We start from the raw sequence: 7,888 nt of genomic DNA, 5'->3' as shown, positions 1-7,888 counted from the left end.
CTGGCCAATCAATAACTCCTTTTTTCTGGATACGTTTCGATGACATCCCCCAACGATTCCCGCGACATCGTGCTGGCTTTTTCCGGCGGCCTTGATACCAGTTTTTGCGTGCCCTATCTGAAAGAGCAGGGCTGGAATGTGCACACCGTGTTCGCTGATACCGGTGGCGTAGACGCCGAGGAGCGCGCCATTATTGAAGCGCGCGCGGCGGAATTGGGCGTGGCTTCGCATGTCACCATCGACGGCGGCGCGGCGCTGTGGAACGACTTCGTCAAACCCTTCGTATGGGCCGGCGAGGGCTATCAGGGCCAATACCCACTGCTGGTGTCGGACCGCTATTTGATCGTGGATGCCTCGCTGGCGCGGGCCAAAGCCTTGGGCACCAACGCGATTGCGCATGGTTGCACCGGCATGGGCAACGACCAAGTGCGCTTTGACCTTGCAGTGAAGTCGCAAGGCCAGTACCGCATTGTTGCGCCGATTCGTGAAATTCAAAAAGAACACACGCAAACCCGCGCCTATGAGCAGGCGTATCTGGAAGCACGTGGGTTTGGTGTGCGCGCCAAGCAAAAGGCCTACACCATCAATGAAAACCTGCTGGGGCTGACGATGTCCGGCGGCGAAATTGACAGTTGGGAAGCCCCCGGCGACGGTGCGCGCGGTTGGTGTGCGCGCCGTGAGCAGTGGCCGGCCGAGGCAATGGAAGTGACCTTGATGTTTGAGCAAGGGCAGGCGGTGGCGTTGGATGGACAAGTACTCGCCGGTGAGAAAATCCTGGCCAAACTCAACACGATGTTTGCGCAATACGGCGTGGGGCGTGGCATGTACACCGGCGATACCACGATTGGCCTGAAGGGCCGCATCGTGTTTGAAGCGCCGGGTTTGATCGCGCTGCTCACCGCACACCGCGCCTTGGAAGAAGCGGTGCTGTCCAAGCAGCAAAACCGCTTCAAGCCCGAGGTGGCGCGCAAGTGGGTGGAACTGGTCTATGAAGGGTTCTATCACGACCCGATCAAGGCCGATCTCGAAGCCTTCCTGGCGTCCTCGCAGCGCAGGGTCAATGGTGAGGTGGTGTTGCGCACCCACGGCGGTCGCGTGGACGCGGTGGCGGTGCGCTCCAAGCACATTCTCAACAGCAAGGGCGCAACCTATGCGCAATCAGCGGACTGGGGCGTGGAAGAGGCCGAAGGCTTCATCAAGTTGTTCGGGATGAGCAGCACGCTGTGGGCCGAGGTCAACGCGCAGCGCTAAGCCATGCTCAATACCATCCTTCACCATCTTGAATCCTTAGTGTCCTTCGACACCCGCAACCCGCCGCGCCTGATTGGCACGGGTGGCATCTTCGATTACATCCGCGCGCAATTGCCCGGGTTTCGCTGCACCGTCACCGATCATGGCGATGGTGCGGTGTCCTTGCTGGCGGTGCGTGGCAGCCCGCGTCGGGTGTTCAATGTGCATCTGGACACGGTGCCGTCGTCGGATGCATGGAGCGCCGATCCGCTCAAGCTGCGGGTGACGGCAGACCGTGCGATTGGCCTCGGCGCTTGCGACATCAAGGGCGCAGCGGCTGGCTTGATTGCCGCCGCCAACGTCACGACCGGCGATGCCGCGTTTTTGTTTTCCTCCGATGAAGAAGCCAACGACCCGCGTTGTATTGCTGCGTTTTTGGGCAGCGATCATGGCTTTGCCGATGCCATCATCGCTGAGCCCACGCGCTGCGAAGCAGTGTTGACGCATCGCGGGATCAGCTCGGTGTTGCTGAAGTTCAAAGGCGAAGCCGGGCACGCTTCCAGCGCCAATGCGCTGCACGCCAGCGCCCTGCATCAGGCAATGCGCTGGGGCAATCGCGCGCTGGATTTGGTGGAGGCAGAAGCTGCGGCGCAGTTCGGCGGTTTGCAAGGCTTGCGCTTCAACATCGGCAAGGTGGAAGGTGGGATCAAGGCCAATGTGATCGCGCCCAGTGCCGAGGTGCGCTTCAATTTTCGCCCGCTGCCCTCGCACGATATCGACGTCCTGCATACGCGCTTGGGTGCCTGCGCGGCGGTGGGTGTGTTGGATCGCTACGAAGAAACCTTCCGTGGCCCGTCGCTGCCCGCCGGTGATGTGGCGTATGCCGAACAACGCCGGCAGGCGGCGCAAGCCTTGGCGGAATCACTGGGTTTGACGGTGGGCAATGCGGTGGATTTTTGGACCGAAGCCGCGCTGTTTTCGCAAGCCGGTTTGACCGCGCTGGTGTATGGGCCCGGCGATATCGCGCAGGCGCATGCCGCCGATGAATTTGTACTGCATGACCAGCTTGTTCACTACACCGCTTCCATCGTTCGAATTCTTGGGAACTGATCTGCCGTGACCCCCCTTCTCAACCCGCAAGCCATTCACGACCCACAGACCCGCCAGACCATCGTGCGCTTGCTGTCCAGCATGGGCAGTGCCAAGGAAATCTCGCAGTATTTGAAGCGCTTCTCGCAACTCGACGCCGCGCGTTTTGCGGTGGTCAAAGTGGGTGGCGCGGTGCTGCGTGATGATCTGGATGCATTGGTGTCCTCGCTGGCCTTTCTGCAAGACGTGGGCCTGACCCCGATCGTCATTCACGGTGCTGGCCCGCAGTTGGATGTGGAGCTGGCGGCGGCCGGCATCGAAAAGAACACCATCGATGGGCTGCGGGTGACCTCGCCAGAAGCCTTGGCCATCGTGCGCCGCGTGTTTCATGCGCAAAATTTAAAGTTAGTGGAAGCCTTGCAGGCGGCCGATGCGCGCGCCACCAGCATTGTGTCGGGGGTGTTTGAAGCCGACTATCTGGACCGCGAACGTTATGGCTTGGTGGGCGAGGTCAAGCGTGTGGACTTGGCACCGATCCAGGCCAGCCTGCAAGCGGGTTCGATCCCGGTGATCGCCTCTTTGGGTGAAACCGTGGGCGGGCAGATCCTCAACGTCAATGCCGATTTTGCCGCCAATGAATTGGTGCAGGTGTTGCAGCCGTACAAAATTATTTTCTTGACCGGCACCGGCGGCTTGCTGGATGCCGATGGCAAGGTGATTGACTCCATCAACTTGTCCACCGAATACGTGCATCTGATGCGGCAGCCGTGGATCGAAGGCGGCATGCGGGTCAAGATCGCGCAAATCAAAGACTTGCTGGATGGCCTGCCGCAGGCCTCGTCGGTGTCCATTACCAAGCCGTCGGAATTGGCCAAAGAGCTATTCACCCACAAAGGTTCGGGCACCTTGGTGCGACGCGGCGAGCGGGTGCTGGAAGGGACATCGTGGGGCGACTTCGACCTGACGCGGTTGCGTGGGCTGATCGACTCGGCGTTTGGGCGCAAATTGTTGCCGGACTATTTCGAGCGCACGCCCCTGCATCGCGCCTATGTCAGCGAAAACTACCGTGCCGCAGTGATTTTGACCCAAGAAGATGCCGGCATTTATCTGGATAAATTCGCGGTGCTGGACGATGCGCAGGGCGAGGGTTTGGGGCGCGCGGTGTGGCTGGTGATGCGCGAACAAAACCCGACGTTGTTCTGGCGCTCGCGCCACGGCAATGCGGTCAATCCGTTTTATTACGCCGAGTCCGATGGTTGCATCAAGCAGGATAAATGGAAGGTGTATTGGTACGGCGCGGCGGACTTTGCGCGCATCGAACGCTATGTGCAGTTATGCGCGCAGCGGCCGGCCACCTTGGAGGAGCCGACATGAGCAAGTTGCGTGTGGGCTTGGTGGGTGCGCGTGGTTATACCGGCGCGGAATTGATCCGCTTGATCGCCGCGCACCCGCGCTTCGAGCTGGCCTATGTCACCTCACGCGAGTTGGATGGCCAGCGTGTGGCCGAGCATACCCCTACGTTTGCCGGTGAGTTGCGTTTCAGCAATCCCGCGCATGACACGCTGCCGCAATTGGCTGCAGATGCAGTGATTTTGGCCCTGCCCAATGGCAAGGCCGGCGCGATTGTGCAGGCGTTTGACGCGGCAGGCAGTCACCCGGTCATCATCGATTTGTCTGCCGATTATCGCTTCGACCCCCGTTGGTATTACGGCTTGCCGGAGCTCACCCGCAGCCACTATGCCGGGCAAACACGCATCAGCAATCCGGGCTGTTATGCCACCGCGATGCAGTTGGCCATTGCGCCGATGTTGTCGGTGCTGGACGGCCCCGTGCAGTGCTTTGGGGTGAGCGGCTATTCCGGCGCGGGCACCACGCCCAGCGATAAAAACAATCCTGCATTGCTGGCCAATAATTTGATGCCGTATGCCTTGACCGGGCACATCCACGAGCGCGAAGTGTCCAAGCACTTGGGGCATGCGGTGGAGTTCATGCCGCATGTGGCACCGCATTTTCGCGGAATCACCTTGACCGCCAATCTGCATTTGTCGATTGCGTTTGATCTGGAGGAGGTGCTGGCGCGCTATCGCGGCAAATACGCCGATACACCGCTGGTGCGGGTGCAAGAGACCGCGCCGTGGGTCAGCCAAATCGCGGGTCAGCACCATGTGGCCATCGGCGGCTTTACCTTGAGTGGCGATGGCAAGCGCTTGGTGGTGGTGGCCACCGAAGATAATTTGCTGAAAGGCGCGGCTACGCAAGCGCTACAGAACCTCAATACAGCATTTGGGTTGGATGAAATGGCCGGCATACCGATGGAGTGCGCAGCATGAGTGGCCTGCTTTGGCAAAAACCCGGCGTGGCCGTGGATGCGCAGATTCAAGCTTTTTTGGCCGGCGATGACGTGCTGCTGGATCGCGAATTTTTTCTGCACGACATCCGTGCCAGCACTGCGCATGCGGAAGGTTTGCAGCACATCGGTATTCTCAATGCGGACGAATTGACAGCGCTTCAGCGCGAACTTGCGCAACTGGCCGAAGATTTCAAAAGCGGTGCCTTCGTGCTGGATGCACAGTACGAAGATGGCCATTCCGCCATCGAAGCGCGGCTCACCGAACGCTTGGGCGATGCCGGCAAAAAAATCCACAGCGGACGCAGCCGCAACGACCAGATTCTGGTGGCCACGCGGCTATGGCTGAAAGAAAAATTGCTGCGTGTTGCCGAATTGTCGCGTGATATCGCCAAGGTGGCATTGGACCGCGCATCTGCCGAAGCGATGTTGCCGATCCCCGGCTATACCCATATCCAGCGCGCGGTGGTGTCATCGGCCGGCATGTGGTGGGCGGGCTGGGCGGAAGCCTTCATCGACAACAGCATCCGCGCCACCGACACGCTGCGCTGGGTGGACTGCAACCCCTTGGGCACGGCGGCCGGCTACGGCGTCAATCTGCCACTGGACCGCGAGCACACCACCGCCGCGCTGGGGTTTGCGCGCATGCAGATCAGCCCGATCTATGCGCAACTGTCGCGCGGCAAGTTCGAGCTGGCGGCGCTGGAAGCACTGGGCAGTGCAACCTTGGATTTGCGTCGCATCGCGTGGGATTTGTCGCTGTTCACCAGCGCCGAATTCGGGTTTGTGGCGCTGCCGGCGCAGTACACCACCGGGTCTTCGATCATGCCCAACAAGCGCAACCCCGACGTGATCGAACTGATGCGCGCCACCCACGCCAGCGTCGCCGCCGCACGTACCGAAATCGAACAATTATTGTCGCTGCCATCGGGCTATCACCGCGATTTGCAAAGCAGCAAGGGCGCGATTTTTCACGGCTTTGGGCGTGGGCTGGCGGCGCTGGAATTGCTGCCGGCGTTGTTGGCCAATCTGGAATGGCGCAACGACAACATGCGCGCGGCGATGGATGCGGGGATGTACGCCACCGACGTGGCGGTGGAAGCCGCGATTGCCGGCGTGCCGTTCCGTGAAGCCTACAAAGCCGCCGCAGCGACCAGCGCGGATGCCGGGCAGGGGCGCACGCCGGAAGACTCGCTGGCGGCGCGCACATCGCCCGGTGCGGCCGCCGACCTGCGGCTGGATGCCTTGCGTGCTCGCTGGGAGGCATTGGTTTAAGCCATGCGCACCTTCGCACCGCAACCTCTTCCCCCCTGGAAACGCGCGGTGCTGAAGGTGGGCAGCAGCCTGCTGGCCGCCGATGGTGGCGGCTTGAGCCCGCGCTTTGCCTTGGGTCTGGCGCAGTTTGTCTTGGCCAGCCATCACGCCGGGCGCGAGTTGGTGATCGTGTCATCGGGCGCGGTGGCGGCGGGACGCGCTTTGTTGGCCAATGGCAAAACGGCCGGGCGCACCATTGCCGCCAAACAAGCCTTGGCAGCGTTGGGGCAGGCGCAATTGATTGCCTTGTGGCAACGGTTTTTTGATGCGCCCGTTGCGCAGGTGTTGCTGACCCACGATGACCTGCGCAACCGCCGCCGCTATCTCAATGCGCGCAGTGCGCTGCTGGAGTTGCTGCAACTGGGCGCGCTGCCCATCGTCAACGAAAACGACACCGTGGCGGTGGACGAGTTGAAGTTGGGCGATAACGACAATTTGGCCGCCGCAGTGGCCTCGCTGGTGGATGCCGACCTGCTGTTGATCGCCACCGATATCGGCGGCCTGTATAGCGGGCATCCGCAGCGCGAGCCCACGGCGCAGCCATTGCTGCGCATCGACTGCATCACCACCGAGGTGATGGCAATGGCGGGTGAAGCCGGCGCGCTGGGCACCGGCGGCATGCGCACCAAATTGGAAGCCGCTGATAAAGCTGCCACCGCCGGCATCACCACGGCCTTGTTCAGTGGCCGCGATGCCACCACCGTGGCGGCGTTGGCGCAGGGCGTGCTGCAGGGCACCTTGTTTGCCGCACAAGGTAGCCGCTTGTCCGCGCGCAAGCAGTGGTTGCGGCACGCGCCTACATCGGGCGTCTTGCAGGTGGATGCGGGCGCGCAAGCGGCGCTGCGGCGCGGCGCGTCGCTGTTGCCCGGCGGTGTGCGCGCCGTGCGGGGTGAGTTCCGGCGTGGCGATGTGCTGGAGATCGTGGCCGCAGACGGCACCCGTTTGGCGCGTGGACAGGCGCAATACAACGCTACCGATGCCGCGCGGATTCATGGGCATCACAGCCGCGAGATCGAAGGCATCCTTGGGTTTCGCTATGACGAAGCGATGATCCATCGCGATGATTTGGTCTTGCTGCAACAGGAAGGAATGGCATGAGTGGATACGTGCGCGGGTTAGCGAAGGCGGCGCGGGCCGCGCAGACCGTCATCGCCGCATGCAGTGGTGCGCAACGGCGTGCCTTGCTAGAGGCCATGGCTGCGCAGATATTGGCCGGACAAGAGCGCATCATCGCGGCCAATGCGCAGGATATGGACGCTGCGCATGGCAAAGGTGCCAACAACGCCACATTGGATCGTTTGCGGTTGGATGCGGCGCGTGTGCAGGGCATGGCCGATGCTTTGCGTGAGGTTGCTGCACAGGCCGATCCATTGGGGGAGGTGACGCGTACCGATGTGCGCCCGAATGGTGTGGTGGTGACGCGGCAGCGCATTCCGCTGGGGCTGGTTGCGATGATTTTTGAGGCGCGCCCCAATGTCACCGCCGAAGCGGCCGCACTGTGCTTGAAGGCTGGCAATGCGGTGCTGTTGCGGGGTGGTTCGGAAGCCGCGCACAGCAATGCCGCCATCGCTGCGTGCCTGCACGCGGCCTTGCGCCAACACGGCCTGCCCGAAGCCGCGGTGTCCTTGCTTGCCGATACCGCCCGCGAACATGTGCTGGAATTGTTGCAACTCACCGATCTGATTGACTTGGCCATCCCACGCGGCGGCGAAAGTTTGATTCGGTTCGTGGCCGAGCACGCGCGGGTGCCGGTGATCAAACACTACCAAGGCGTCTGCCATTTGTATGTGGACCGCGCTGCCGATATCGACAAGGCGTTAGGCATGCTGCTGGACGGCAAGGTCTCGCGCCCCGGGGTGTGCAATGCGCTGGAAACCTTGTTGGTGCATCGCGAAATTGCCGATGCTT

7 protein-coding genes are annotated in these 7,888 nt (G+C 61.8%); all 7 read left to right on the top strand.

All coding sequences use genetic code 11. From position 1 onward, the window contains the following. Positions 1-39: 39 nt before the first annotated feature. Complete coding sequence (locus PK789_RS02925) at positions 40-1,251, top strand: argininosuccinate synthase (protein ID WP_324306899.1); 1,212 nt, start codon at positions 40-42, stop codon at positions 1,249-1,251. Positions 1,252-1,254: 3 nt separating this feature from the next. Continuing rightward, positions 1,255-2,340 (top strand): acetylornithine deacetylase, encoded by a 1,086-nt coding sequence (locus PK789_RS02920; protein ID WP_324306898.1) that lies wholly within the window; start codon positions 1,255-1,257, stop codon positions 2,338-2,340. A 33-nt stretch (positions 2,341-2,373) separates the two neighbouring features. Beyond that, positions 2,374-3,693: an acetylglutamate kinase gene (locus PK789_RS02915; RefSeq protein ID WP_324306970.1), complete on the top strand. Its 1,320-nt coding sequence runs from the start codon at positions 2,374-2,376 to the stop codon at positions 3,691-3,693. After that, on the top strand, positions 3,690-4,649 hold the full coding sequence (argC, locus tag PK789_RS02910) for an N-acetyl-gamma-glutamyl-phosphate reductase (RefSeq protein ID WP_324306897.1): 960 nt from the start codon (positions 3,690-3,692) through the stop codon (positions 4,647-4,649). The genes PK789_RS02915 and argC overlap by 4 nt, the downstream gene beginning before the upstream one ends. Continuing rightward, a complete protein-coding gene (gene argH / locus PK789_RS02905) occupies positions 4,646-5,941 on the top strand; it encodes an argininosuccinate lyase (RefSeq protein WP_324306896.1) in 1,296 nt (431 codons plus the stop codon). Before argC ends, argH begins: the two co-directional genes overlap by 4 nt. Positions 5,942-5,944: 3 nt before the next feature. Next, positions 5,945-7,078, top strand: a complete 1,134-nt coding sequence (gene proB, locus PK789_RS02900) for a glutamate 5-kinase (protein WP_324306895.1) — start codon at positions 5,945-5,947, stop codon at positions 7,076-7,078. After that, positions 7,075-7,888, top strand: an 814-nt coding sequence (locus tag PK789_RS02895; RefSeq protein WP_324306894.1) for a glutamate-5-semialdehyde dehydrogenase, incomplete at its 3' end; no start/stop codon positions are given. The genes proB and PK789_RS02895, both read left to right, overlap by 4 nt.

The sequence above is a fragment of the Thermomonas sp. genome (assembly GCF_035369645.1).
In the GTDB taxonomy this organism is placed as follows: Bacteria; Pseudomonadota; Gammaproteobacteria; order Xanthomonadales; family Xanthomonadaceae; genus Thermomonas.
This window is presented reverse-complemented; position numbering and strand designations above follow the sequence as displayed.

Coding starts and splice junctions, on each gene's coding strand:
- PK789_RS02920 (WP_324306898.1), top strand. CDS start 1,255: ATGCTCAATACCATCCTTCACCATCTTGAATCCTTAGTGTCCTTCGAC.
- argC (WP_324306897.1), top strand. CDS start 3,690: ATGAGCAAGTTGCGTGTGGGCTTGGTGGGTGCGCGTGGTTATACCGGC.
- PK789_RS02925 (WP_324306899.1), top strand. CDS start 40: ATGACATCCCCCAACGATTCCCGCGACATCGTGCTGGCTTTTTCCGGC.
- argH (WP_324306896.1), top strand. CDS start 4,646: ATGAGTGGCCTGCTTTGGCAAAAACCCGGCGTGGCCGTGGATGCGCAG.
- proB (WP_324306895.1), top strand. CDS start 5,945: ATGCGCACCTTCGCACCGCAACCTCTTCCCCCCTGGAAACGCGCGGTG.